Annotated in this window: 22 protein-coding genes; all 22 read right to left on the reverse strand. The window is 43.3% G+C overall.

Going from position 1 to position 23,734, the window contains the following annotated elements; translation table 11 throughout:
- Positions 1 to 246 precede the first annotated feature (246 nt).
- Positions 247 to 816 (reverse strand): outer spore coat protein CotE, encoded by a 570-nt coding sequence (gene cotE / locus B1K52_RS14500; protein ID WP_077309435.1) that lies wholly within the window; start codon positions 814 to 816, stop codon positions 247 to 249.
- A gap of 284 nt (positions 817 to 1,100) precedes the next feature.
- Positions 1,101 to 1,463 (reverse strand): YlbF/YmcA family competence regulator, encoded by a 363-nt coding sequence (locus B1K52_RS14505; protein WP_077309437.1) that lies wholly within the window; start codon positions 1,461 to 1,463, stop codon positions 1,101 to 1,103.
- Positions 1,463 to 3,022, reverse strand: coding sequence for a tRNA (N6-isopentenyl adenosine(37)-C2)-methylthiotransferase MiaB (gene miaB, locus B1K52_RS14510; protein ID WP_077309439.1), 1,560 nt, complete (start codon positions 3,020 to 3,022; stop codon positions 1,463 to 1,465). Before miaB ends, B1K52_RS14505 begins: the two co-directional genes overlap by 1 nt.
- A gap of 105 nt (positions 3,023 to 3,127) precedes the next feature.
- Positions 3,128 to 3,388 (reverse strand): stage V sporulation protein S, encoded by a 261-nt coding sequence (locus B1K52_RS14515; RefSeq protein WP_058307744.1) that lies wholly within the window; start codon positions 3,386 to 3,388, stop codon positions 3,128 to 3,130.
- A 155-nt stretch (positions 3,389 to 3,543) separates the two neighbouring features.
- On the reverse strand, positions 3,544 to 4,341 hold the full coding sequence (locus B1K52_RS14520) for a TIGR00282 family metallophosphoesterase (RefSeq protein WP_077310620.1): 798 nt from the start codon (positions 4,339 to 4,341) through the stop codon (positions 3,544 to 3,546).
- 76 nt (positions 4,342 to 4,417) lie between these two features.
- Positions 4,418 to 5,980, reverse strand: coding sequence for a ribonuclease Y (rny, locus tag B1K52_RS14525; RefSeq protein WP_077309441.1), 1,563 nt, complete (start codon positions 5,978 to 5,980; stop codon positions 4,418 to 4,420).
- A gap of 337 nt (positions 5,981 to 6,317) precedes the next feature.
- Positions 6,318 to 7,388, reverse strand: coding sequence for a competence/damage-inducible protein A (locus tag B1K52_RS14530; RefSeq protein ID WP_077309443.1), 1,071 nt, complete (start codon positions 7,386 to 7,388; stop codon positions 6,318 to 6,320).
- Position 7,389: 1 nt separating this feature from the next.
- Positions 7,390 to 7,968: a CDP-diacylglycerol--glycerol-3-phosphate 3-phosphatidyltransferase gene (pgsA, locus tag B1K52_RS14535; protein ID WP_077309445.1), complete on the reverse strand. Its 579-nt coding sequence runs from the start codon at positions 7,966 to 7,968 to the stop codon at positions 7,390 to 7,392.
- Positions 7,969 to 8,043: 75 nt separating this feature from the next.
- Complete coding sequence (locus B1K52_RS14540) at positions 8,044 to 8,961, reverse strand: helix-turn-helix domain-containing protein (protein ID WP_179106566.1); 918 nt, start codon at positions 8,959 to 8,961, stop codon at positions 8,044 to 8,046.
- A gap of 28 nt (positions 8,962 to 8,989) precedes the next feature.
- Positions 8,990 to 9,745 carry a DUF3388 domain-containing protein gene (locus B1K52_RS14545; RefSeq protein WP_077309449.1) on the reverse strand — a complete coding sequence of 252 codons (756 nt, stop codon included), beginning with the start codon at positions 9,743 to 9,745 and terminating at the stop codon, positions 8,990 to 8,992.
- A 162-nt stretch (positions 9,746 to 9,907) separates the two neighbouring features.
- Positions 9,908 to 10,168, reverse strand: coding sequence for a DUF3243 domain-containing protein (locus B1K52_RS14550; protein ID WP_077309451.1), 261 nt, complete (start codon positions 10,166 to 10,168; stop codon positions 9,908 to 9,910).
- 80 nt (positions 10,169 to 10,248) lie between these two features.
- Positions 10,249 to 10,962, reverse strand: coding sequence for an elongation factor P 5-aminopentanone reductase (gene ymfI, locus B1K52_RS14555; protein ID WP_077309454.1), 714 nt, complete (start codon positions 10,960 to 10,962; stop codon positions 10,249 to 10,251).
- A 2-nt stretch (positions 10,963 to 10,964) separates the two neighbouring features.
- Positions 10,965 to 12,254: an EF-P 5-aminopentanol modification-associated protein YfmH gene (yfmH, locus tag B1K52_RS14560; RefSeq protein ID WP_077309456.1), complete on the reverse strand. Its 1,290-nt coding sequence runs from the start codon at positions 12,252 to 12,254 to the stop codon at positions 10,965 to 10,967.
- Entirely contained in the window at positions 12,247 to 13,533 is a 1,287-nt protein-coding gene (gene yfmF / locus B1K52_RS14565) for an EF-P 5-aminopentanol modification-associated protein YfmF (RefSeq protein ID WP_077309458.1), read from the reverse strand. Before yfmF ends, yfmH begins: the two co-directional genes overlap by 8 nt.
- 187 nt (positions 13,534 to 13,720) lie before the next feature.
- Positions 13,721 to 14,868, reverse strand: a protein-coding gene (locus B1K52_RS14570) for an IS3 family transposase (protein WP_143588795.1) whose coding sequence is annotated in 2 segments (ribosomal slippage) — positions 13,721 to 14,595 and positions 14,595 to 14,868 — 1,149 coding nt in all. Because the reading frame shifts where the segments join, the coding sequence is not laid out codon by codon here.
- Between the two features lie 114 nt (positions 14,869 to 14,982).
- Positions 14,983 to 15,936 (reverse strand): ABC transporter permease, encoded by a 954-nt coding sequence (locus B1K52_RS14580; RefSeq protein WP_077309460.1) that lies wholly within the window; start codon positions 15,934 to 15,936, stop codon positions 14,983 to 14,985.
- A 1-nt stretch (position 15,937) separates the two neighbouring features.
- Entirely contained in the window at positions 15,938 to 16,981 is a 1,044-nt protein-coding gene (locus B1K52_RS14585; protein WP_077309462.1) for an ABC transporter permease, read from the reverse strand.
- Entirely contained in the window at positions 16,981 to 18,513 is a 1,533-nt protein-coding gene (locus tag B1K52_RS14590) for an ABC transporter ATP-binding protein (protein WP_077309464.1), read from the reverse strand. The genes B1K52_RS14585 and B1K52_RS14590 overlap by 1 nt, the downstream gene beginning before the upstream one ends.
- Positions 18,514 to 18,663: 150 nt before the next feature.
- A complete protein-coding gene (locus B1K52_RS14595; RefSeq protein WP_444851943.1) occupies positions 18,664 to 19,734 on the reverse strand; it encodes a BMP family lipoprotein in 1,071 nt (356 codons plus the stop codon).
- Between the two features lie 222 nt (positions 19,735 to 19,956).
- Entirely contained in the window at positions 19,957 to 22,287 is a 2,331-nt protein-coding gene (locus tag B1K52_RS14600) for an FtsK/SpoIIIE family DNA translocase (RefSeq protein ID WP_077309469.1), read from the reverse strand.
- Between the two features lie 149 nt (positions 22,288 to 22,436).
- Positions 22,437 to 22,646 (reverse strand): YlzJ-like family protein, encoded by a 210-nt coding sequence (locus tag B1K52_RS14605; RefSeq protein ID WP_077309471.1) that lies wholly within the window; start codon positions 22,644 to 22,646, stop codon positions 22,437 to 22,439.
- Positions 22,643 to 23,374 (reverse strand): ClpP family protease, encoded by a 732-nt coding sequence (locus B1K52_RS14610; protein WP_077309473.1) that lies wholly within the window; start codon positions 23,372 to 23,374, stop codon positions 22,643 to 22,645. Before B1K52_RS14610 ends, B1K52_RS14605 begins: the two co-directional genes overlap by 4 nt.
- Between the last annotated feature and the right edge of the window lie 360 nt (positions 23,375 to 23,734).

The following is a 23,734-nucleotide window of genomic DNA, read 5'->3' on the forward strand; positions in this document are numbered from 1 at the left end:
CTTGACATAGGTGCCAGTTTATAGCAAGCACCACTTTTTCGTTTACGAGATATGAAATCATTTTTGGAGACAAAGTTATTGATGTTGCTCATATTTCACCACAGAAATCCGAGGAATTACTTAAAATGATCAAAGAATTAAATTCTAGAGTAGACATCTAGAGCAGCTTAAACTATTTTTCACATCTCTTTTGATATAATTTCTGCAGTTATTTTAAACAAAAAAAACGAGAGCTGCTGCTCTCGTTTAATTATCGTGCTTCTTTTCCAAAAAGTCTGGATCCACATCTTTAAAATCGTCATCAGTAAGCTCGAAATCCCACTCTTCTTCCACATCTTCTACAACACAGCCATCAGGATCTACTTTCACACAAAGTTTCGTTTCTCCGATAACTTCTACCAGAAATTCTTTCTCGATTTCAACGAAAATCTTTTGACCATGCTGCACAATCTTGCATTCCAAGCAGTTCGGCTGCTGGATTGCTTTTGCATAAACCTCATATTCATCGTCAATACAATTTTCATCTCTTACACTCAATTTGACTAGTTCCTTGTAAGGTACACGCTCCGTGACTACTTCTGTCTTTGTATTGTCATTGTGCGAATACCACACGTTGATATCATAACTGCCCGTAATTTCAACACCCTTATCGCCTTTCTTTTTTGCGTTGTACAGGTGGTTGATGACCCAGCAGCCAAGGATGCTGGACGGTTTGTGTTCCGGCTTGATATGATCGATATTCTTGCTGAATTTGCGGCCGCGGCCGATAACTGCTTTCGTGATGATCTCACGGTAGGACTGATCTTGAAAACCCATGTACGAAAACCTCCTCTTTTTACATAGTCATGTTATGCAGGGTGTTCACCTATGGTGTCAGGAAATATATATTCCTTCACCAAAGCTGGACGCTCCTCCATTCTATGCAGATGCCTAGGAAGAGGTTATTAAATACTTGAAAGGATTTTATACGTTCTAATCACTTAATTAAGCGAAGCTGACATAGAAAGAACTGTACTTGCCCTATTGCATAAAATGCTAAAAAAAGAAAAGATCCGTACTTTTGCGTTGTATCAAGTACGAATCTTTTCAATATGGGAAGCTTATTTCTCCGTCTCTTCCTCTTGAAAGACGATATGCTGGATGTTTTGAGAGATGCTTTGCAAGATATGATTCGTGATGACTTGGGATTCCTTGAAATCCTGGACAACCGGGATACCGTCAATCTTTGCTTGCAGCTCGTCGATTTCCTGCTCCATTTGCAGCTGTGCTTCCCGCTTGCCATATGCCTGCAGATTGACTGCCTGCTTTTGTTTCATTTTAATTTGGTTGATATATGTCTGCACCTTTTTATTCTCGTTCAGCTTTGCCTCGAGCTGATGGAAATGCGCGATTTCATCCAGTCCGCGCATGTCTTCTGCCAACGCTTCTGCTTGTTTAAGAATGTCTTCGGTGGAATAATTCATTAGATGTGTACCTCCGCTGTTGTTTCTGCTAGTTCACCATCAAGTGACCAAGTTTTTGCTTTTGTCACTCGGACGGGAACAATTTTACCAATTACTGATGCGGGCCCCCGAAAATTAACAAGTTTGTTTTTTTCCGTATAACCTGACAATACTTCCGGATTCCGTTTACTTTCGCCTTCGACGAGCACATGCACGACTTTGCCTTCATATCGCTGCATAGACGCTGCTGCCTGTTGATCAATTAAAGCATTTAAGCGCTGGAGACGCTCTTTTTTTACTTCTATTGGAACATTGTCTTCCCACTTGGCAGCAGGTGTTCCATCGCGAGGAGAGTAAATATACGTGTATGCTGCCTCAAAGCCAATTTCTTCGACTAAAGACAACGTCTCCTGAAACTGCTCTTCCGTCTCATTCGGAAATCCGACAATGATGTCCGTAGTCAGTGTAACGTTCGGAATCTGTAATTTAATTTTTTCTACCAAACTTACATAATCCTCACGTGTGTAACGACGTGCCATCACCCGGAGGATATCACTGCTGCCGGATTGAACTGGCAAATGGATGTGGTCAAGCAAGTTCCCGCCTTGGGCTAGTACCTTTATTAGTTTATCATCAAAGTCACGTGGATGGGAAGTCGTGAAACGAATCCGGGGAATTGCAATTTTCCGAATCTCCTCCATTAAATCCCCAAGTCCAACATTTACATCGGTTAAATCTTTGCCATACGCATTTACGTTTTGACCGAGCAGTGTGATCTCTTGATAGCCTTGCGCCGCTAGCTGCCGTACTTCTTGGACGATATCCTCCGGGCGCCGGCTTCTTTCTTTTCCTCTAGTATAAGGAACGATACAATACGTACAGAATTTATCACAGCCGTACATAATATTGACCCACGCCTTGATCTTTCCTTTTCTCGCTTTTGGGAGATTTTCGATAACATCTCCTTCCTTCGACCAAACTTCAAGCACCATTTCCTTGCTGAATTTGGCTTCTTGGAGAAGCTGTGGCAGTCGATGAATATTGTGTGTTCCGAAAATCATATCAATATGCTGGTGTTTCTTTAAAATCCGATTCACGACTGCTTCTTCCTGTGACATACAGCCGCAGACGCCGATAATTAAGTCCGGGTTCTCAAGTTTCAATGGCTTAAGATGACCAATTTCACCAAACACTTTGTTTTCGGCATTTTCCCGAATGGCACATGTGTTCAGCAAAATAACATCTGCATCATGCGTATCGGCTGTCGGCTCAAAACCCATCTCTACAAACAAACCTGCCATCACTTCGGTGTCATGTTCATTCATTTGGCAGCCATATGTACGGATAAGAAATTTCTTACCTCTGCCGGCTTTCTGCATTGCTGGTGGAATAGTGAAATCATAATGGAACTTGACATCTTCCCTGCGCCGTTTCTTTGCCTGCTTTAAATCAGGCGGCTGATACGTCGTTTGGAAATACTTCGCGAAATCTGCTGTTGTTTTCTCATGCAAAGCTTTTTCTTCTTGTTTCGCATATCCTGCAGAAATAAAACGATCCGATTTACGCTGTTCATCATTCACTGAATTCGTCCCCTCCATGCATTGCATGCTATTTGCCTCTATTATAACAGTGACTGGACATGTGTCCAAGTATTGGAAATGAAAAAGCCCCGCATAAAGCGGGACTTATCTTGGTTCCACGATCAATTTAATGGCAGTCCGTTCCTCGTTGTCGATCATGATATCTGTGAATGCCGGGATACAAATTAAGTCTACTCCACTGGGAGCGACAAAACCGCGAGCGATTGCGACAGCTTTCACCGATTGGTTTAAAGCTCCTGCCCCGATTGCCTGAATTTCCGCTGAGCCACGTTCTCTTAATACGTTCGCGAGTGCGCCTGCTACTGAATTTGGATTGGATTTCGCTGAAACTTTTAGTATATCCAACACTGGTACCTCCTTCGTTTACTGGACTACTTTCCTTTTACTATATTTCTAGCGGATAGTAGATATGCCCATTTTAGGGCGATCTCTGAAAAAGTGGTACAACCTGTCCTGGTTCATCTTTGTAAACAAGAGACCTAGTGAAGGAGCAGCAAAGATCAATCCATATACGGGTGGTCATCATTGATTAGGATGCGTTTGATGGAGGTTGCCTTCCCCGTTTGCGGATCCAAATCGATTACTACTCCATTTAATTGTGCTTTACCCTTTTTGGGCACTTCAAAACGTACTGGCAAGTTCGTTAGGAATCTTTTGATAACTGCTTCTCGTTCCATACCAAGAATTGCTTCGTATGGCCCTGTCATACCAGCATCTGAAATATATGCTGTTCCAGCCGGCAAAATTCGTTCATCAGCTGTCTGGGTATGTGTATGCGTGCCTACAACTGCACTGACGCGTCCATCAACATACCAGCCAAAAGCTTGCTTTTCACTCGTGGCTTCTCCGTGAAAATCGATAAAAATAAGATTCGTCCGTTTCCGGGCTTCTTCGATAAGACGGTCCGCTTCTCGGAATGGATCATCTGCTGGCATCATAAAGGTGCGCGCAAGCAAATTGATAATTGCTACTTCATGTTGATTTATTTTCACATAAATAATACCTGTACCAGGTGTTTCTGGCGGAAGATTAGACGGGCGGACCAAGTATTTGGCATCATCAATGAATTCAAAAATGTCACGCTTATCCCACGTATGATTGCCCATTGTAACAGCTTGCGCCCCCCATTCGAGGAATTGCTTGTAAATCCGTTCATTAATGCCTTTCCCATCTGCGGAATTTTCTCCATTAATGATTGTCAGCTGCGGCTGATAGCGCTTCTTCAGACGAGGCAAATAATCTTGTACCATTTGTCGGCCTGGTTCTCCGACAACGTCTCCAATAAATAGTAGCTTCATAATCCAGTCCTTTCTGCATTTCCATGTATCTAAGATTAGTTTAACACATAAAAAAAGCGGCACAGGGCCGCTTTTTTTATTTAGCATATTCAACTGCGCGTGTTTCACGGATAACCGTAACCTTGATGTGGCCTGGATAGTCCAATTCGCTTTCAATTCGTTTCCGAATATCACGTGCGACTTTAATGGATTCCAAGTCATCAATTTCATCCGGCTTAACCATGATACGAATCTCACGTCCAGCCTGAATGGCGAAAGATTTCTCTACGCCCTGGAAGGATTCAGAAATCTCCTCCAGTTTCTCCAGACGCTTGATGTAGTTCTCCAATGTCTCGCTTCTCGCTCCCGGACGGGCAGCTGAAAGGGCATCCGCTGCAGCTACTAGCACTGCGATGATAGATGTCGCTTCCTCATCTCCGTGGTGGGATGCGATAGAATTGATGACGACTGGATGCTCTTTGTATTTCATTGCGAGCTCTTTCCCGATTTCAACGTGGCTGCCTTCTACTTCGTGGTCGATCGCTTTTCCGATGTCATGAAGCAGTCCTGCGCGTTTTGCAAGTGTGACATCCTCGCCAAGTTCGGCTGCTAACAGCCCGGACAGATAAGCAACTTCCATTGAGTGCTTCAATACGTTCTGACCGTAGCTTGTGCGATACTTCAATCGGCCGAGTATCTTGACTAAATCCGGATGCAAACCATGTACGCCAACTTCGAAAGTTGTCTCTTCACCTGTTTCACGGATGTATTCATCCACTTCCCGTCTGGATTTCTCCACCATTTCCTCAATTCGGGCAGGGTGGATACGGCCATCTTGGACAAGTTTCTCGAGTGCAATCCTTGCAATCTCACGACGGACAGGATCAAAACCGGATAGGATAACCGCTTCTGGCGTATCATCAATAATCAAATCAATTCCGGTAAGCGTCTCTAGTGTACGAATGTTACGGCCTTCCCGACCGATGATGCGTCCTTTCATCTCGTCATTCGGCAAGTTAACGACAGATACTGTCGTTTCCGCAACGTGATCGGCTGCGCAGCGCTGAAGTGCAAGGGAAAGAATGCTTTTCGCTTTTTTATCGGCCTCTTCTTTGGCGCGATGTTCTGCATCTTTAATCATAACAGCTGATTCGAAGGCAACTTCCTTCTCGACTTTATCCAGCACGATTTGACGTGCTTCATCGGATGTATAGCCAGAAATCTGCTCCAATTTTAGCTGTTGTTCTTTCACCAAGACTTCCACTTTGCTTTCCAATTCTTCAATTTGTTGTTGTCTTTCAGTTAATGATTGTTCCTTTTTCTCTAACGTAACTTCACGCTTATCTAGCGTATCGCTTTTACGGTCCAGATTCTCTTCCTTCTGCATCAGACGGTTCTCTTGCTTTTGCAGTTCGAGACGGCGCTCACGCAATTCCTGCTCCGTCTGCTGACGCAGCTGGAAGTTTTCATCTTTCGCTTCGAGAAGCGCTTCTTTTTTAGCCGTTTCCGCATTGCGATGGCCTTCTGCGACTATTTGCTTCGCTAATTCCTCCGCACCGGAGATTTTTTTCTCAGCAATAGATTTGCGAACAAGATAACCAACAACACCACCGACGATTAGAACAAGCAAAATGGAGATGATCAGGTAAAATAGTTCCATGATTTCACCTCCCCTGCTATGAAATTGTACAAACATGTCTGTCGGCATGCACAATGTTTTCATTTAAAAAAACGATGGTAACCTTAGAAAAGTATAATGAAAAATAAAATTATACTACTTAATTTTAATCCTGTGTTCGCATGTTGTCAAGATAACATGGAAAGTACTAGAAAGTTGAACATATAAAAAGAGAATCAGACAAAAAATGAGCGAGTAATTTTACGAACGATCATTAACTAGGATCTTTTATTAAGGTACAGCATCTTTGGCTGCCACTCCGGCAGAATACGTCGCTAGTTAGTCTTTATTGACTAAACGATTAGTACAAACCGGAAATTCATGGAGAGCGGACTGTATCTCCAATGCGGTATCCAACTCCNGCGTTCTCTGCCATTTCGACAGCACATGCTTCGCTCACGGTACCTGCTGTTTGAATCGTTTCTTCCTTCACACCAAGTACATTCTGCTTCACAAGCGGAGAATACGCAACAATGCTGCCAAGGAACACCTCTGATGCACCGCTTATGGAAACGAGTGCGTCCCCGAACAGTCCGCCTGTAAGGCTCTCCGCGCTTGCCAATGTGAGCTGACGCTGTTTCAGCAAATCAAAGACCTGCTGCTGAACCGAAGTCTCGTCATAGCCATAAAAATAATGACCAACTCGATCCATTACATCTTTTTCTACTATATCAATCAGATGATCAGCTTCTTTTTTCGTATCTGCTCGCGCAGTAAGCCGTACAGCTACTTCCCCTTCGGAAGCGTATGTCGCAATGGTTGGATTCTCTTGAACCTGAATAAGATCAAGCAGATCCGTTTCCAGCTGCGATTCCCCAATACCGATGAAATGAAGCAAACGGGATTGCAATACAGAATGCAGCTGCCACTTTTCACGTGCATAAGGCAGCACATGATCAGACATTATTTGTTTCATTTCACGAGGCACACCCGGCATGAATGCCCAAACAGTACCATCATGTTCGACGAGCATACCTGGTGCCATTCCGACTGTATTCTCCAGTACAGCTGCACCTTCAAACACACGAGCCTGCTTGTGGTTGTTCGGTGACATTGTTCGGCCCCGCTTGTTAAAGAATTCCTGAATTGCGTCCATGGATTCTTGATCTTCATACATCTCCAGCCCGGAAACAAGCTGAAAAGCTTCTCTTGTCAGGTCATCCTCTGTTGGCCCAAGTCCGCCAGTTACCAGTACAAAATCGGCGTCGCGCTGTGCTTTTTCAAATGATTCTTGTACACGGCCAAGGTTATCGCCTACAACGTGGTGATAAAACACATTGATACCATGATCGGCCAGCTGCTTGGAAATCCATTGTGCATTTGTATTGTTGATTTGACCGATAAGAATCTCCGTTCCGACGGCGATTACTTCGGCATTAATATGTTTCATTTTATTTCGACTCCTTCATCACATGCCAGTTCTTCATAAAGTAGTCGACTCCGGACACGATCGTCAGGATAAGAGCAAGATACAGACAGATTGTAGCGAACGGAAATCCTAGGTAAGAAAACGGCCAGTTATGCAAAAGCAAGGCGCTGATGGCAACAATCTGCAAAGCTGTTTTCTGTTTGCCCATCTGTCCTGCTGCCAGCACAAGACCTTCACCAGCGGCAACAAGTCTTAGTCCTGTTACAGCAAATTCGCGGCTTATAATGATGATCGTGATCCAAGCCGGTGCTAACTCCAATTGTACCAGTAAAATGAGCGCAGCTGAAACAAGCAGCTTATCCGCTAGTGGATCGAGGAACTTACCTAAATTTGTTACAAGGTTGAACTTACGTGCATAATAGCCATCCACCCAGTCAGTGCAGGATGCAATAATGAAAAGAATTGCACCTGCTAAATGATTAACCGGCAAGTTGTTTTCGCCGATATCCAGCGTTCCCCAATCAAAAGGAACTGCAAGCAAAATGATGAAAATAGGAATTAGAAAAATTCGAGATAAAGTAATCTTATTTGGGATATTCATGACTGCCTCCAATGTATGTAAAGATAAACACAAGTTAAACCCTTTCCATAAACGTAAAGGGTTTAACTTGCAACGTTATTTCTGGATGTTAACCACGATTGTCTGGACATCATTATCAATTGGGAAGTTCAATTCCTGCCCGTTGATTTGCAATTTCGTCGCTTTTGAGAAACCAGTTCGAATGGAAACTGTCTCCAAATCGCTAACATCCTGTTCGACAGGCTCACTGCCTGCTGAAATTGTACCAGTATAGACATTACCCGCGTTGTTGCCATCACCGACTTGCAGCCAAGCGTCGCCGCCTTCTGCAGCAAGCGTTAATGTGACGTCTTCACCAGCATTTTCTAATGTATACGTTGTTACTGGATTGCTGGCCGTGCCTTCTTCATCAACAGACAGCTTCGGTTCTGCAGGCTCTTCTTCCTTTTGTGCTTCTTCCTCCGCTGGTTCTGTTTGTTCTTCCGTGTCAGCAGATTCATCAGCAGCTCCTTCTTCTGTGGACTGCTCACTATTCGGCTGTACTACTTGATCTTCGTTCGGCTGCTGCTGTGTTTCGGAAGCTGTATTGTTATCATTAGTCTCATTTGAGCCGCTGGCATAAATGAATACGACAACAACAATCGCGGCTATGACAAGCAAACCGATAATAATCGATGACAAATATGGAATACCTTTACGTTCACGGCGAGGAGGTCTGTCATTTTCCCGAGCCTGGCTGCGCTCTTGACGAGAAGGAGCCTCACTCTCTTCTTGCACAGGAGCAGCAGCTGTTTCCTGCTGTTTCGGTTCGAGTACCTCATCCGGATTAACGCCTACCGTCTGTGCATATTCTTTAATAAATGCACGTGTGTAGAAATCACCTGGCATCACACTGTGATTATTCTCTTCAATTGCCTTTAAATAGCGCTTTTGTATTTTGGTGCGCTGTTGTACATCTTCCAAAGTCATTCCTTTGGATTCTCTTGCTTCCCGGAGCTTTGCACCAATGTCCATTCTTACCACCATCCATCTTTAAAGTTGCTTACACCTGTCTAAATTCCGGTTCATAAATAATCTGTTCGTCATCATGATTCCGAAGTTCAATAATATAATCGAAATCATCTATTGTAAACTCTGTTTCTCTAACGAAGATATCCGGATGCTCAATTACCTTGGCTACAGGCAGCCGCATTACCTCGCGAACCAGTTCCCAATGACGCTCACTTGCACGGTTTGTTGAGACGATGCCGTCCATGATAAACAGGTTGTCCGAATTATATTCGTCGTGCAGCAGCTGGTTCCTAGCTGTCTGCTTCAATAAGGTACTGGAGACGAACAGCCACCGTTTATTGGCACTAACACTAGCCGCTATAATTGATTCTGTCTTGCCGACACGAGGCATACCTCTTATCCCTATTACCTTTGAGCCTTCTTGTTTAAACAATTCTGCCATAAAATCGACAAGAAGTCCGATTTCACTGCGAACGAAACGGAATGTTTTTTTGTCATCCACATCTCTATGTATGTACCTGCCATGCCGGACAGCAAGTCGATCCCGAAGTTTCGGCTCCCGAGATTTTGTAATATGCACATGCTCCATCGTCCGAAGAATAGAGTGCAGACGGATAATCTGCAATTCCTTTTCTGCTGCAAGCAGCATACCGCGCCGCTGATTTTCCACACCATTAATTGTTTTAATATTAATGTGTAACATCCCGAGCAAGGAAGAGATGTCTCCAAGTAATCCTGGCCGGTTAAGCTGGATTTCGTATTCCAAGTACCATTCCAATGATTCCATAAGAAAGCCCCTTTACAGGAAAATAGCGTTTAACTTAACAAAACCTATTCTTACTATAAAGGAAAACAAAAGATTAGAAAAGCCATAACAGGCTGGGAAAATAGCGATAAGAAAACCTGCTTCTTATAAAAGAAGCAGGTTTGAATGAAGTTGGCCGCTAAATTAGCGTGTATGGCCATTGTCTTGGACAAGCTTTACCATAATGTTGGCGATTGCTTGCTTCTCATCCTGGGAAGCAACTGTCCAAAGGTCACGTAAAATTTTTTCTTCCGTGTTCTTTGCATCTACTTTCGTCGCGAGATAATCACCAATTTCATACGCAATACCAGAGACAGTGCTATTTTCCATCCCTTTTCCTTGCGCCTGATGCAGGCGATCACCTAGGAAGTCTTTCCAAGAGTCGAAATTATCAAGAACTGACATGGTTTAATTCCTCCTTCATTAGCTTGCAGTTTAGCTTGTGACAGAAGAGGAAGCTCTATACACAAAAAAATGACTTATTTTTACCAGCCGCCGTTCACTTGGAGCACATGGCCATTTATATAAGAGGCGCTGTCACTTAGCAAGTAACTGACAGCCTCAGCAACTTCGCCCGCTGTACCGAATCGGTTCATAGGAATCTCGCCTGTCAGCTGCTCTCGCTCCTCTTTCGTAAGATTGCTGTTCATCTCTGTGTCAATCACACCAGGAGTCACTGCATTCACACGTACACCGCTTGTCCCCGTTTCTTTAGCCAGTGCTTTTACGAAGCCGATTTGCGCTGCCTTTACACTGGAATAAGCTGCTTCAAAGCTTGCTCCTCTCTCCCCCCAGATGGAGGAGATAAGGACAATTCCGCCTCTTTTCTGGGACAGCATTGGCTGCAGCATATGCTGGCACAGCCGCCAAGGTGCTTTTACATGTACGTGAAGTAAGTCGTCCATCTCTTCTGCAGACATATCCTGAAACAATCCGTAGTGCGCCATACCGCCTGCATACACGAGCTGATCAATCGGGAAAGCCAGAAAGCGAATAAGTTCATTTATGCCTTCTTCTTTCGTCAGATCAGCTTGAACAGTGCCGAGTATACTTTCCGGTATATCTCGCCGCAAGTCTTCAATCGCCTGTGCATTTCGATTGTAATGTAGCAAGAGCTGATGTCCTTCGCTGGCAAGCTGACGGGCGCAAGCAGAGCCAATTGCTCCGCTTGCGCCCGTAATAAAGATAACCCTTCGCATGCTTATGCCTCCTGTGGCAGAATCTGGCATATAGACAAACGATCTGGGCTGAACCAATTCTCCAAAAATTTGTTCGCGTCATCGGCTGTCAGCTTCTCGATTGCCGGAACAATCTCAAACAGATCTACGCCTGCTAGGTGATATTGGATAAACCGGTTAGAAACGAACTCCAGACTATTCATCGCTCGAAGAATCTGACCGATTGTCTTTTTCTTCATCCGATCCATTTCTGCTTCCGTAACTTTATGATTCTTCATTCGCTGCAGCATGTCTTTGACTGTATCTGCAAAACGATCCGGTTCTTTCGTATTGCCTCCAATAATAGAGAAGCCGAAGTTTTTCTCAAGACTTGTTTCAAAGCCGAAACTGTCATCGATCAAATCTTCTTTGTATAGCTCTTCGTAATAGATACCGCTCTTAGAGAAGTAATAATCAAGAACCATATCGGTCAGCAATTCTTTTTTCAAGTACGCTTCTGGTGACGCATAATCGGTCTTTTCTTTAATTCCAACCATACATTTCGAAACGCTGACTGGCATGCGAACTACCTTTTTCGTCTCCGCAACTGTTTCAGGTTCTTCTGGGAAGAAACGCTCAATTTTAGCTGGAGGCGCAAACGATTTTGCTGCTTGGTTCGACGTAATAAGCGTCATCATCTTCTCGGCATCAATATCACCAGCAATGAATAATGTCATATTCGATGGATGGTAGAAGGTGTTATAGCAAGTGTATAAATCTTCTTTCGTAATATCCTGAATAGATTCTACCGTTCCGGCAATATCAATTCGGACAGGATGAGACTGGAAAAGACTTTGGATTGTCCCAAAGAAGGAGCGCCAATCCGGCTGGTCATCGTACATACGGATTTCCTGTGCAATAATGCCTTTTTCTTTTTCCACCGATTTATCTGAGAAATACGGATCCTGCACAAAATCAAGCAGCGTTTTTACGTTTTCTTCAATATTAGAAGTAGCCGAGAATAAATAAGCTGTCTGCGTAAAAGAAGTAAATGCGTTCGCAGAAGCACCTTGTTTCGTGAAATCTTGGAACACATCACGATCTTCTTTTTCAAACAGTTTGTGTTCTAGAAAATGTGCGATGCCCTCCGGTACCGTAATTTTTTCTTCACCGTCTAGCGGAACGAAGGTTTGATCAATCGACCCATAATTTGTGGAAAAGATTGCGTAGGTCTTCGACATCTCTGGTTTTGGCTGCAGGAACACTTTCAGACCGTTTGGAAGTGTTTCAGTATATACTGTTTCCTGCAATTGCTCATAGTGCTTTTTATGCATGCTTCTCTGCCTCCTTGTTCGTCAAAAGATAGACGGTATCGAGCTGTACTTTTGCAGCTGCTTGCAGCACGTCGTCTTTTGTCACTTGACGAATCGCATCCAGCATTTCTTCTACTGGCATCTGTTTATTTCCTATTACTTGCTGATACAACGTCTCCATCAGCCCAACTGGATTATCAATTGTTTCGAGAATTTGACTGACAATCAAATCTTTTACTTCTTCTACTTCTGCATCTTCAAATTCGCCCGCCTGCATAGCTTTCATTTGCGCATCGATAATTTCTTTCGCTTTTGTGTAATCTTTCGGATCGATTCCGGAGAAAACGAATAATAACCCTTTGTGACTTTCAAAACGGGATGCAGCATAATAAGCAAGACTGTGTTTTTCCCGGACATTTCGGAACAGTTTCGAACTTGGGAAACCGCCGAATAGACCATTAAACACCTGCAGTGCTGCATAATCTGAATCACTGTAGCGAATATTGGTCCGATAACCAAGGTGAAGTTTTGCCTGCTGTACGTCCTGTGTTTCGATTACTTCTTTTTCTGTTTCTGGTGCTGGGCTTACACTGGCTGCCCACTCTTCATATGGTTCTGTATCTCGTTCCATAAAGCTTGAGACGGCTTTTTCTGCCTGGCTTTTCTCTACGTCACCCAAAATATAAATATCCATCTTATCTTGTTTTAGTATGTTTTTATATACATCATACAGCTTTGAACTGTTCAATGTATCCAAATCTTCCTCATAACCGTGAACATGCAAGCTATATGGCTCTTCTTTGCACATTTCATCCATCAGACGCATATTCGCATAGCTCATCTTATCGTCTTTAAGAGCCGTTATTTTTTGTTTTAATGTCTGGATTTCACGTGACACAATCGTATCCGAAAAAGCATCATTTTCGACTTTCGGTTCAAATACAATTTCACGCAATAAATCGACTGCTTTTTCGAATAAAGGTGTCCGGTCACTTAAGAAGTTTTCATTCGCCACATCCAAACGAATTGTAATGATATGTTTTTCACCTTTTTTTGTTCCGGAAATGGAAAGAACAGCACCATACAGGTCGTCCAGTTTAAGCCGAAGCGCTCGCGCATCTGGCAAATTGGCAGTTCCCTGCTGAAGTACATACGGAAGCAGCGCTCTCGCTGTGATTGTCTCCCGCTCTAGCGGTGCTTGTAATTTCACCGCAATGCTGATTGTCTTGTATTTTTTGCTTTGTATTAGATGCAGTGCAGCACCTTTTCCTGTGATAATTTGTTCACCTGCGATTTTCATATGGTACCTCCCTGGCTTCTTTATGTATAGCTTTTCTTGTTTTGCTTATATATATCCGACAATCCTCGCTACCATTACCATATTAATGAAAAAAAGCCTAGAAGTAAACGAATCGGATTGCATAAAAAGACCCGATGCATGTTTTGCGGGACTGACCCCCGTTTCTGAGACAGGGATCAAAAAACCTTCAAACAGCCGATTGCCGATATTGTATCGGTGATTGGTTGTTTAGTTTCGTTTGGATACGAATATTGTTATAATAATAAATATATTCTTCAACAGTACGTTCTACGATGGCAGTCGAAGTTCGATTTATGCTGTTAAGATAGAATGTTTCAGACTTTAGTATGGAATGAAACGATTCGATAGAGGCATTATCAGCGGGCGTTCCTTTTCGGGACATACTCATGGTAATGCCTTTTGCTTTTACAGCTTCTTGGTACTTATAAGATGTGTACACCGACCCCTGATCACTGTGTAATATGCAGTTCTCAGGCAATGGTGGCAGCTGATCGAGTGTCTCCAACACGAAAGCTGTATCTTGTTTATCTCCAATAGAGGACGCCACTACTTCGCCATTGCACAAATCTATTATACTGGAAAGATACATTAGTTTCTGACCATAAGGCAGGTATGTAATGTCGGTTACGAGCTTCTCAAGAGGACGATCAGACTGAAAGTTCCGATCCAATAAATTTTCTGCGACGGCATATGGCTGTCCAGTTTTCTTACGTTTCTTCACTTTAACCCGGCACTGCCATTGATTCTCCTGCATTACTCGCTGCACGACTTTGTGGTTAATGCATTGCTCCTGTCTCAGTAAGGCAGTAATCTTTCTGTAACCGTACCGATACTTGTGTTCTCGGCACAATATGCCAATTTGCTTTTTAAGTAGTTCTTTCGAATCGTCTTTCTCTTTGTTCTTCCAGCGATAATAAGATGCTCTCGAGATACCTAAATGTACACAAATATCCTGTATTGTCATTGTGTTATGCAGTGATTCTACAAGTTCGACTGCCGTTTCTCTATCAACTTCCTTTCCAATTCCTTGTACTTTTTTAAAACTTCATTTTGTTGCCTTAAAAATCGGTTCTCAGCTTGTAATTCCTCTACTTCTGAAGAATAGGCTGGCCCTTTCCCGTAGGTGTACTGCTTGCCAACTGGCTGTTCAAAACGATGCGTCTCTTCAGATTTATACCATCTGACCCATGTCTTCACTTGCGATCTACTCTTAATATTTAGTTCGTTCAAAATCTCTTTTACAGGTACGCCTGCCAAGCGCATTTCAACTGCCTTCATTTTTATCTCCACTGGATAACTGACTCTAGTTCCCATAGAAAAAACACCTCCAAGTATTATTTCGGATAACAATCGTCCGTTTTCAACCTTGAAGGTGTTTTTTATTTGTCTCAGCGTATGGGGTCAGTCCCTTGCATCGGGGCTTTTGGTTTAACGGCTTCCTTTGATATACGGGACACCACTTGCTTTAGGTGCAACGGAACGGCCGATGAAACCTGCCAAAGCAAGGATCGTCAGCACATACGGTGCAATCAGCAAGTATACTTGCGGTACATTTTCGAGTAACGGAATAGAAGAACCAACCACACTTAGCGATTGAGCGAAGCCAAAGAATAATGCAGCCCCCATCGCACCAAGCGGGTTCCATTTACCAAAAATAACAGCAGCGATTGCCATGAATCCTTGTCCAGCAATCGTAGATACGGAAAAGTTCAATGAAATAGTCATTGCAAATACACCGCCGCCGATACCTGCAAGAGCACCGGAAATGATCACTGCAATATAACGGGTTGTGTAAACTTTGATACCATTCGTGTCAGCTGCCATTGGATGTTCTCCAACGGCACGAATACGCAAGCCGAATGGCGTTTTAAACAGTACGTACCATGCAACGAACGAAAGTGCAATGGCAATGTACGACGTAATGTACATATTGTTAAAAAACATATCTCCAATTACCGGTATATCAACCAATCCTGGAACATCTTTTGTATATATCGGCTCCGAAATGAATTCCGTTTGCCCTTTGTTAAAGATTTGCTTGATCATGAATACACCGAATCCAAGTGCTAGCATGTTAATCGCAACTCCAGTGACTGTCTGATCGGCACGGAAAGTGATTGCTGGTATTGCTAGAAGTAAAGAAAATACCGCGCTTGCAACCATCGCAACTAGTAACGAAATCCACGGTGTCATAGCGCCTAATGCATCAGCATAAAGCAAATTAAACGTGACGGCCGCGAAAGCCCCAATAACCATGAGACCTTCTAACCCGATATTAATTACACCCGAACGCTCACTATACACACCGCCTAGTGCGGTAAAAATAAGAGGAGCGGCAAAGAATAGTGTTTGCGGAATAAGTGAATAAAGAATATCCAGCATGTTATTTTCTCTCCCCTTTTTTCAATTGCAGCAGTGCCCAGCGAATAATAAAGCCGGATGCAACAAACAAAATAATCAATGCAATAACAATTTCGATGATTTCATTCGGCACACCTGCAGTAGACATATTCAAGGCACCCACTTTTAGGAATCCGAACAAGCTTGCAGAAAGAATGACACCAAATGGATTATTACCGCCTAAAAGAGCAACAGCGATTCCGTCAAAACCGAGATTTGAGAATGCTGTATTGGTGAATGCAGTGCCGAAACTTCCCAAACCTTGCATGGCACCAGCAAGACCTGCGAACAAGCCTGAGATGACCATGGAGATGACAATGTTTCGTCCTACTTTCATACCAGCGTAATTTGATGCATGCTGGTTGTAACCTACAGCTTTTAATTCGTACCCAAGTTTTGTGCGTTCCAGAATAACCCACATGACGATAACCATGAAGAGCGCAACGATAAATCCTAAATGAAGACGAGAACCTGTTAATCCAATTAAGAAATCATTGGTTAAAGAAGCAGTCTGTTTCACTTGCTCCGTTGATTCTGAGTTGTCTGTCATCACATCACGGATCAAATAGTTTGTCAGATGCAACGCGACATAGTTCATCATGATACTAACGATAACTTCATGGACGCCTAGCTTTGCTTTCAAAATACCCGGAATAAACGCCCAAAAAGCGCCAGCAGCTCCAGCTGCAAGCAGTGCAAGCGGCAAATGAAGGATAGTTGGCGCATCAATTGCTGTTCCTACCCAAACAGATGCAATCCAGCCGACAAGTACTTGTCCTTCTGCACCAATATTGAATAAACCTGTCCGGAATGCAAATGCGATTGCTAGACCGGTAAGAATATAAGGCGTAATACGGTTGACTGTTTCCGACATAAAGAATCCGCTGTCGAAAACCCCATTCCATAATGCCTGGTAGCCAAGTATAGGATTATAGCCGAAAATAAGCATGATAATTGCGCCGGCAACCAGACCAAGGACAACCGAGATGATTGGAATAATGAAATTGAACTTTGTGCTGGAAAACATTAGTTTTGCGCCCCTTCTTTCTCAAGCTTCGAACCTGCCATCAGTAATCCGAGCTCCTGTTCATTTGTTTCCTTTGGATCAACTGTAGCGATGATCTTACCATCGAACATAACAGCGATACGGTCACTTACGTTTAGGATTTCATCTAATTCGAAGGAAACAAGCAAAACAGCTTTTCCTTGGTCACGCTGTTCGATCAGACGCTTATGAATAAATTCTATTGCTCCTACATCAAGCCCTCGCGTTGGCTGTGCTGCAATCAACAGATCCGGATTACGGTCAATTTCCCGACCGATAATGGCCTTTTGCTGATTACCCCCAGATAAAGCACGCGCTTTGGTAAGATGGCTTGGTGTGCGTACATCATATTCTTCTATCAATGCCTTCGCTTTATCGAAAATACGCTTGAAGGAAAGAATGCCGCCTTTTGAATATGGTTTTTGGTAATAAGTCTGCAAGACGATGTTCTCGCCAACCGAAAAATCTAAAACCAAACCAAGCTTATGACGATCCTGCGGAATATGACCAACACCGCTTTCCGTAATAGCGCGGACAGGCATGTTTGTAATATCTTGATTCTTCAATGTTACTTTACCGGCAGATTTTTTTCGCAGACCGGTAATTGCTTCAATCAACTCCGTTTGTCCATTTCCGTCAACTCCGGCAATTCCGACAATTTCACCTGCGCGAATATTCAGATTTAGCGCTTTTACCATGTCAACATGACGAGAATCCTGAACAGTCAAACCTTCAATTGAGAGAATGGTCTCTTTCGGTTCAGCTGCTTTCTTGTCGGTAGAGAAATGAATCTCTCGACCGACCATCAAGGAAGCAAGGTCATTTGGATTTGTTTCAGAAACTTCTACTGTGCCAATTCCCTGTCCTTTGCGAATTACGGTACAGCGGTCACACACTTCCATGATTTCTTTCAGCTTATGTGTGATCAAGATGATGGATTTTCCTTCTTTGACCAATGTACGCAGAATGACAATAAGCTCCTTGATTTCCTGTGGTGTCAGCACAGCTGTCGGTTCATCCAGAATGACAACATTTGCTCCGCGATACAACGTTTTCAATATTTCTACACGCTGCTGCATGCCTACAGAAATATCACTAATCTTGGCGGTAGCATCTACCTGAAGGCCGTAGCGGTCGGAAAGCTCCTGTACTTCGCGGACTGCTTTCTTCATATCAATTTTCAAGCCTTTTTTCGGCTCGCTGCCTAGTACAATGTTTTGTGCGACCGTAAAGGTGTCGATCAGCATAAAGTGCTGATGAACCATGCCGATGCCCAAACGATTGGCAACATTCGGGTCATTGATAGCTACTTGCTTTCCGTCTACACGGATTTCTCCCTTTTCCGGCTGATACAGACCGAAAAGAACATTCATCAAGGTAGATTTACCAGCGCCATTCTCACCTAGCAGCGCATGGATTTCTCCTTTTTTCACTTGAAGCGTGATGTTGTCATTGGCGACAATTCCGGGAAATTCTTTACGAATGTTCAGCATTTCGATTACATAATTCTCCATATTTTACACTCCTTCACGGAATTACGAACTTTCTTTGATTTCGTTCAAAAAAAAATCGTCAAATGAAGCGGGGAATTGTCTAGTTAAGAGACGCTTCAGTTGAAGATTTTTTTATAAAGGGCTAGAGTAAGCACTCTAGCCCTTCTGGTTTTATAGAGAATCTTGGTATTCTTTCAGTTCGGCATCTGTAGAAGGAGCAGTTACATCGCCATTGACGAGCTTTTGCTTCCATTCGTTTACAGCTGCTTTGATGTCCTCTGTATATGCATCTTTATTTGTTTCTGCAATATTGATTCCATCATCTTTCAAACCATAAGAAACGATTTCTCCTCCAGGGAATTCGCCGTCCTTGGACTGCTTTGCAACATCAGCAACTGCCACATCAACTGCTTTCAGCATGCTTGTCAACGTCACGTTGTTATCTCCAATTTGGCCTTCTTCATACTGGTCACGGTCAACACCGATTACCCAGTAGTTTCCTTCTGGATTATTGTTTTTCAAATCTTTCGCTTGTGCGAATACACCATTACCTGTACCGCCAGCAGAATGGTAGATTACATCTACGCCGGAGTTGTACATGTTGGATGCAATCAATTTCCCTTTATCAGGTGCACCGAAGGAACCAGCATACTGTACATCCACTTCAATATCTTTGTTAACTGATTTCGCACCAGCAACATATCCTGCTTCAAACTTCTTGATCAATTCACTTTCTTCTCCGCCAACGAAGCCGATTTTACCAGATTCGGACTTCATCGCTGCAGCTACACCGGCAAGGAAAGAACCTTGCTGCTCTTCGAAAACGATGCTTGCTACATTCTCTTTATCTACGACAGAATCGACGATGGCAAAATGCGTATCTTTATGCTGATCAGCGACTGTACCAATATCCTCGGCAAGTTTGAATCCAATTCCGAAAATTAGATCCGTGTTGGATTGCACAAGGCGATTTAAGTTTGTCACATAATCAGATGCACTGTTTGACTGCAGGTAAGAATAGCCTGCATCTTCTTTTAGGCCGTTGTCTCCACCAAATTGTGTCAGACCTTCCCAAGCGGACTGGTTGAATGATTTATCATCAATACCGCCAGTATCTGTAACCATTGCTGTTTCGAAGCTGTTATCGCTTCCGCCTTGCTCTGAGCTGCCGCCAGAACCGCATGCGCTAAGAACAACGCCTACGATAAGTAGCAAACCTAAAAGTACTGCATAACGACGCATTTTCAAGATAGAAACCCCCAAATGATAGATTGATAACCAAGTAGAAGCCAGGATTAAACATTAGTAAATAATTAGTACATAATTACTACATCTGCTCCACTCGAAACATAATATATCATCTTTTTTACAGAAAATAAACACTTGTTTTACAAAAAATACGAATATTTTCGTTTTATTTCACGTATTTCATCTCTTATTTGTCACATATTCCCGAATTATGACCTACGATAGTTTGTCCTCAGCCGTCTTGGAAACTAATACTTGACGCGGCTTGCTGCCCTCATATGGTCCTACAACACCCCGTTCTTCCATCGCATCAATTAAACGTGCTGCTCTCGTGTAACCAACACGGAATCTGCGCTGCAGCATGGATACACTGGCACTTTGCATATCCGTTACAAGAAAGACTGCGTCATGGTAGAGTTCATCTTCTACTTCGGACTGCACTTCTGTTTCTTCGTCAGGGATCATATCTGTCTGGTATTGCGCTTTTTGCTGCTCGATACAGTGATTTACAATACCTTCCACTTCGTCATCAGAAAGGAACGCTCCTTGAATACGCGTTGGCTTGGATGACCCAACCGGGATGAAGAGCATATCACCACGGCCCAGAAGTTTTTCCGCTCCACCGCTGTCCAGGATGGTGCGGGAATCAATTTGGGAACTTACGCTGAAGGCAATCCGAGACGGAATGTTGGCTTTAATGACTCCCGTAATGACATCAACGGATGGACGCTGTGTGGCAATGATCAGATGGATACCAGCAGCCCGAGCCATCTGCGCCAATCTCGTAATTGCATCCTCCACTTCACTTGATGCAACCATCATTAAATCAGCAAGCTCATCTACAAGTACAACAATGTATGGCAGGAACGGCTGCTCTTCTTCATTTTGTTCGTTTTGTTTTTTAATATAGGAGTTGTATCCTTCGATATTACGTGTGCTTGAATCGGAAAACAGATCATAGCGTCGTTCCATCTCTGCTACAACCTTCTTCAACGCTCTAGAAGCTTTTTTCGGATCTGTCACAACTGGTGTGAGTAAATGCGGAATACCGTTGTACACATTCAGTTCTACTTTTTTCGGGTCAATCATCATCATTTTCACTTCGTGCGGTTTTGCTCGCATTAATATACTCGTAATTATCCCGTTGATACACACACTCTTACCGCTGCCTGTAGCACCTGCTACGAGAAGATGGGGCATTTTGTTCAGTTCGGCTACAATAGATTCACCGGAGATATCACGGCCAAGTGCGAAACTCAGCTTGCCCCCGCTTTTCATCTGGCTGTTATCGAGCACTTCCCGGAGCGACACACTTGCTACTTCTTTATTTGGCACCTCAATACCAACAGCAGATTTACCTGGTATCGGTGCTTCAATTCGGATATCCTTAGCAGCTAGCGCCAAGGCAAGGTCATCATGCAGGTTCACAATCTTGCTTACCTTTACTCCTGTATCTGGATATACCTCGTATTTCGTTACAGCCGGTCCAACATGCACTTTGCTCACTTTCGCTTTTACACCAAAACTTTGAAACGTTTGTTCAAGCTTTCTTGCGACAGCTTGAATTTGCGTTCGCTCTTGTTTCTGACTGTTCTTCTTCGGCTGTTTCAACAACGTAATACTTGGCAGCTGATAATCACGATTTTCCAGCTCCGAAGCTGGCAATGCCTCTTTTTCAGCTGGCGTTTCTTCATTGCTCTTCTGCGGCTCCTCTTTTGCCTCAATAATTTCAGGCTGCTCTGGTTCCGCGTAGGCGATGTTCGTGAAATCCTGGATGATCGGCTCTTCATGCATAGAACTTGTTTCCGTTTCCGTCATCTCTGCTGCTTCTTCTTTTTCTGCTTGCATAACCTGCTGCTTCTCTGACCTTGGCTTTGGTTTCTTCCTTGGTCGATCAGATCGTTTTCTCTCCTTGTTCTCTGACAACTTGTCCTTCATTTTATCTGATGACGCATTAGCTCCTTTTTTCACGAGCGTAACAAGTTTTTGTACAACAGCGGAAAGAGAGGTATTACTTAAGATCAAGACACCGATCAGCACGAGAAAGAATGCGACAATTTTTGCTCCTGTTGAAGAGAACAGATAATAGCATAAGGCGAATAGAACAGCTCCCACCATTCCTCCGCCGAGTGCAGAGGGGTCAAGTGTATCTTCAATGTAAGCTAAATAATAATTCCAGCTCGTCTTAATGATAGACGGCTGCGACACTTGGCTTAATTTGTCCTCAAATGCTTGAATATGGGTGAACAGTAATACCCCAGCTACGACTGCGTACAAGCCAATTAGCTTTTTGTGAAACAAGTTCGGCTTTTTGCACTTGGCCATTAAATAGAGACCAACAGCACCCATAAAGACAGCCAGCAGGAAATACCAGCTGCCGAAGAAAAAGCGGAACAAATGCTCAAGCGCATTCGGAATTGCACCGTCACTGATTGCCCCAGCTCCGCTGCCGAAGACAGCAAGAAATATCAATAACAGTCCGATAACTTCAAAGCTCATAACATGCTTGAATTTGGTTTGTCGTTTTTTTGTTTTTCGTTTTGCCATTATAGCGAATCTCCTTGTTTTGCATTGCTTATGTATTTCTTTAGATGTAGAGAAAACCCCTGCCAAGGGCAGGGGTTTTCTCTCTTTACGTTCTCTGCCATCCTATTTAGTATAACATAGGCAGCAAAAGTGCGAACATACGTATTCATTTACAAGGAGAATATTTTCCCTGGAGAACAGCTTTCATCCAGAAAATGAGCTGGATCTGTCGACAACAGCTGATGTACGCGATATGTACCATTTCCCATATGTTCTGCATGGACGGTTCTGCCGCGATATTCCATAATTTGATATTCGGTAAACTGATTCGGTTCTGGCGGAAAAATATCTTCTGCTGCAAGAGGTGTATACAAAATCATTGCAATTCACCTTGTTGATTAGATTTATGCTCGTCCATCAATTCGGTCAGTTTGCGCATGGCATGCGCGACACCGCCAACTTCATGAATTAATCCATAGGAGACTGCATCTGTTCCAATAACATTGGTCCCAATGTCACGTGTCAGATTTCCTTTCGCGAACATAAGCTCTTTGAATTTATCTTCGGTAATAGAAGAATGAGACGTCACGAAACTGATGACACGATCTTGCATTTTGTCCAAGTATTCAAAGGTTTGAGGAACCCCAATCACAAGACCGGTAAGTCGGATTGGATGGATGGTCATGGTCGCAGTCGGTACAATAAAGCTATAATCCGTACTTACAGCGATTGGCGCACCGATTGAATGCCCGCCGCCAAGGACTATGGAAACAGAAGGTTTGGATAACGATGAAATCATCTCAGATATCGCAAGGCCTGCCTCTACATCTCCGCCAACGGTATTCATTAATACGATAAGCCCTTCAATTTTTGGGTTTTGCTCTATTGCAATCAATTGCGGGATAACATGCTCATATTTCGTTGTTTTATTTTGAGGAGGCAGCTGCATATGTCCTTCAATTTGCCCGATAATGGATAGTACATGGATACGGGAATCGGGTGCTTGCGCAACGGAAGTCTGACCAAGCTGCTGTATCTTCTCAATAATGGATTTTCCGCCAGATTCCTCGTTTTCGTTTTCTTGTTTTTCATTGCGTTCCTTTGCCATTTTCGTAACTCCTTTCCATACTTGCTTTTAGTATGGACAGCTGAAGGAACAGCATACATTGGAGACGCAGTAAGTGCCGTAATTTTTACAGCTCCTTGCATGAAGGAGCTAATGCCAATAAGGGCGCACAAAAAAGCCGACCAGTATTTTGCTTCGGTCATTTGAGGAACCACATTTTCACTCTTCCGCCATACCTATCATCTTACTGCATTATTCTTTGATAAGATGCTGCCGATGCTAGCTAAGATTAATTTATCCGCTATGTCGGTTGCGCTCTGTATCTCCATATTGAGAAAACAAAAAATAAAAAATCCAAACTAAGACGACATTCTCTTCAAGATAGTCGTTATCATTGTTTGG

Origin of the sequence: Terribacillus halophilus, assembly GCF_900162685.1 — a bacterium.
GTDB classification, from domain to species: Bacteria; Bacillota; Bacilli; order Bacillales; family Amphibacillaceae; genus Terribacillus; species Terribacillus halophilus_A.

What these genes read in the sequence shown, in the direction of transcription:
- B1K52_RS14540 (WP_179106566.1), bottom strand. Translation starts at nt 8,961, where the DNA reads ATGGACATTGGTGCAAAGCTCCGGGAAGCAAGAGAATCCAAAGGAATG.
- ymfI (WP_077309454.1), bottom strand. Translation starts at nt 10,962, where the DNA reads ATGCGAAGGGTTATCTTTATTACGGGCGCAAGCGGAGCAATTGGCTCT.
- B1K52_RS14600 (WP_077309469.1), bottom strand. Translation starts at nt 22,287, where the DNA reads ATGGCAAAACGAAAAACAAAAAAACGACAAACCAAATTCAAGCATGTT.
- pgsA (WP_077309445.1), bottom strand. Translation starts at nt 7,968, where the DNA reads ATGAATATCCCAAATAAGATTACTTTATCTCGAATTTTTCTAATTCCT.
- B1K52_RS14580 (WP_077309460.1), bottom strand. Translation starts at nt 15,936, where the DNA reads ATGCTGGATATTCTTTATTCACTTATTCCGCAAACACTATTCTTTGCC.
- yfmH (WP_077309456.1), bottom strand. Translation starts at nt 12,254, where the DNA reads ATGCATAAAAAGCACTATGAGCAATTGCAGGAAACAGTATATACTGAA.
- B1K52_RS14585 (WP_077309462.1), bottom strand. Translation starts at nt 16,981, where the DNA reads ATGTTTTCCAGCACAAAGTTCAATTTCATTATTCCAATCATCTCGGTT.
- B1K52_RS14610 (WP_077309473.1), bottom strand. Translation starts at nt 23,374, where the DNA reads ATGGCAAAGGAACGCAATGAAAAACAAGAAAACGAAAACGAGGAATCT.
- yfmF (WP_077309458.1), bottom strand. Translation starts at nt 13,533, where the DNA reads ATGAAAATCGCAGGTGAACAAATTATCACAGGAAAAGGTGCTGCACTG.
- B1K52_RS14520 (WP_077310620.1), bottom strand. Translation starts at nt 4,341, where the DNA reads ATGAAGCTACTATTTATTGGAGACGTTGTCGGAGAACCAGGCCGACAA.
- B1K52_RS14605 (WP_077309471.1), bottom strand. Translation starts at nt 22,646, where the DNA reads ATGATTTTGTATACACCTCTTGCAGCAGAAGATATTTTTCCGCCAGAA.
- rny (WP_077309441.1), bottom strand. Translation starts at nt 5,980, where the DNA reads ATGGAACTATTTTACCTGATCATCTCCATTTTGCTTGTTCTAATCGTC.
- B1K52_RS14550 (WP_077309451.1), bottom strand. Translation starts at nt 10,168, where the DNA reads ATGTCAGTTCTTGATAATTTCGACTCTTGGAAAGACTTCCTAGGTGAT.
- cotE (WP_077309435.1), bottom strand. Translation starts at nt 816, where the DNA reads ATGGGTTTTCAAGATCAGTCCTACCGTGAGATCATCACGAAAGCAGTT.
- B1K52_RS14590 (WP_077309464.1), bottom strand. Translation starts at nt 18,513, where the DNA reads ATGGAGAATTATGTAATCGAAATGCTGAACATTCGTAAAGAATTTCCC.
- B1K52_RS14505 (WP_077309437.1), bottom strand. Translation starts at nt 1,463, where the DNA reads ATGAATTATTCCACCGAAGACATTCTTAAACAAGCAGAAGCGTTGGCA.
- B1K52_RS14545 (WP_077309449.1), bottom strand. Translation starts at nt 9,745, where the DNA reads ATGGAATCATTGGAATGGTACTTGGAATACGAAATCCAGCTTAACCGG.
- B1K52_RS14595 (WP_444851943.1), bottom strand. Translation starts at nt 19,734, where the DNA reads ATGCGTCGTTATGCAGTACTTTTAGGTTTGCTACTTATCGTAGGCGTT.